The sequence below is a fragment of the Shewanella sp. SM29 genome, from assembly GCF_025654245.1.
Lineage (GTDB): Bacteria > Pseudomonadota > Gammaproteobacteria > Enterobacterales > Shewanellaceae > Shewanella > Shewanella oncorhynchi.
In genome coordinates, this window is the sequence record NZ_JAKKRN010000069.1 from 1 (window position 1) to 2,386 (window position 2,386).

Sequence of the window (2,386 nt, forward strand, 5' to 3'; positions counted from 1 at the left end):
TAAAACCCATCTGGGTTGTATGGTTAAGCCTCTCGAGTCATTAGTACATGTTAGCTCAACGCCTCACAACGCTTACACACCATGCCTATCAACGTCCTAGTCTCGAACGGCTCTTTAGAGGAATTAAATTCCTAGGGATGACTCATCTTAGGGCTCGCTTCCCGCTTAGATGCTTTCAGCGGTTATCGATTCCGAACGTAGCTACCGGGCAATGCCATTGGCATGACAACCCGAACACCAGCGGTTCGTCCACTCCGGTCCTCTCGTACTAGGAGCAGCTCCCTTCAATCATCCAACGCCCACGGCAGATAGGGACCGAACTGTCTCACGACGTTCTGAACCCAGCTCGCGTACCACTTTAAATGGCGAACAGCCATACCCTTGGGACCGACTTCAGCCCCAGGATGTGATGAGCCGACATCGAGGTGCCAAACACCGCCGTCGATATGAACTCTTGGGCGGTATCAGCCTGTTATCCCCGGAGTACCTTTTATCCGTTGAGCGATGGCCCTTCCATTCAGAACCACCGGATCACTATGACCTACTTTCGTACCTGCTCGACGTGTATGTCTCGCAGTTAAGCTGGCTTATGCCATTGCACTAACCGTACGATGTCCGACCGTACTTAGCCAACCTTCGTGCTCCTCCGTTACTCTTTGGGAGGAGACCGCCCCAGTCAAACTACCCACCAGGCACTGTCCCTAATCCCGATAAGGGACCTAGGTTAGAACATCAAAACTACAAGGGTGGTATTTCAAGGACGACTCCATCATGACTAGCGTCACAACTTCAAAGTCTCCCACCTATCCTACACATGTAGGTTCAATGTTCAGTGCCAAGCTATAGTAAAGGTTCACGGGGTCTTTCCGTCTAGCCGCGGGTATACGGCATCTTCACCGCAATTTCAACTTCACTGAGTCTCGGCTGGAGACAGCGTGGCCATCATTACGCCATTCGTGCAGGTCGGAACTTACCCGACAAGGAATTTCGCTACCTTAGGACCGTTATAGTTACGGCCGCCGTTTACCGGGGCTTCGATCATGAGCTTCTCTTGCGATAACCCAATCAATTAACCTTCCGGCACCGGGCAGGCGTCACACCGTATACTTCCTCTTGCGAGTTTGCACAGTGCTGTGTTTTTGATAAACAGTTGCAGCCACCTGGTATCTGCGACTCCCGTCAGCTTAGAGAGCAAGTCTCATCACCAACAGGAGCGTACCTTCTCCCGAAGTTACGGTACCATTTTGCCTAGTTCCTTCAGCCGAGTTCTCTCAAGCGCCTTGGTATTCTCTACCCGACCACCTGTGTCGGTTTGGGGTACGATTCCCACTAACCTGAAGCTTAGAAGATTTTCCTGGAAGCATGGCATCAACTACTTCAGTCCCTTAGGACCTCGTCATCAGCTCTCAGTGTGTACATTWAAGTACGTGTCCCCGGATTTGCCTAAGAACACCACCTACCACCTTAAACGCGGACTACCAACGCCGCGCTAGCCTAGCCTTCTCCGTCTCTCCATCGCAGTTAGCGGAAGTACAGAAATATTAATCTGTTTCCCATCGATTACGCCTTTCGGCCTCACCTTAGGGGTCGACTCACCCTGCCCCGATTAACGTTGGACAGGAACCCTTGGTCTTTCGGCGAGGGGGTTTTTCACCCCCTTTATCGTTACTCATGTCAGCATTCGCACTTCTGATACCTCCAGCGTGGGTTACCCCTTCACCTTCWACGGCTTACAGAACGCTCCTCTACCGCGCACAGTAAACTGTGCACCCGTAGCTTCGGTGACTAGCTTAGCCCCGTTACATCTTCCGCGCAGGCCGACTCGACTAGTGAGCTATTACGCTTTCTTTAAATGATGGCTGCTTCTAAGCCAACATCCTAGCTGTCTAAGCCTTCCCACATCGTTTCCCACTTAGCTAGTACTTTGGGACCTTAGCTGACGGTCTGGGTTGTTTCCCTTTTGACGACGGACGTTAGCACCCGCCGTCTGTCTCCCGAGTAGTACTCATTGGTATTCGGAGTTTGCAAAGGGTTGGTAAGTCGGGATGACCCCCTAGCCTTAACAGTGCTCTACCCCCAATGGTATTCGCTCGAGGCGCTACCTAAATAGCTTTCGAGGAGAACCAGATATCTCCCGGTTTGATTGGCCTTTCACCCCCAGCCACAAGTCATCCGCTAATTTTTCAACATTAGTCGGTTCGGTCCTCCAGTTGATGTTACTCAACCTTCAACCTGCCCATGGCTAGATCACCGGGTTTCGGGTCTACACCTTGCAACTAAACGCGCAGTTAACACTCGGTTTCCCTACGGCTCCGCTATTCGCTTAACCTCGCTACAAAATGTAAGTCGCTGACCCATTATACAAAAGGTACGCAGTCACGGTCTC

Annotated in this window: 1 rRNA gene; it reads right to left on the reverse strand. The window is 51.6% G+C overall.

Annotation, left to right across the window (positions count from 1 at the left end):
- Positions 1–19 precede the first annotated feature (19 nt).
- A 23S ribosomal RNA gene (locus tag L5L77_RS22405) occupies positions 20–2,386 on the reverse strand; the annotation flags it as partial.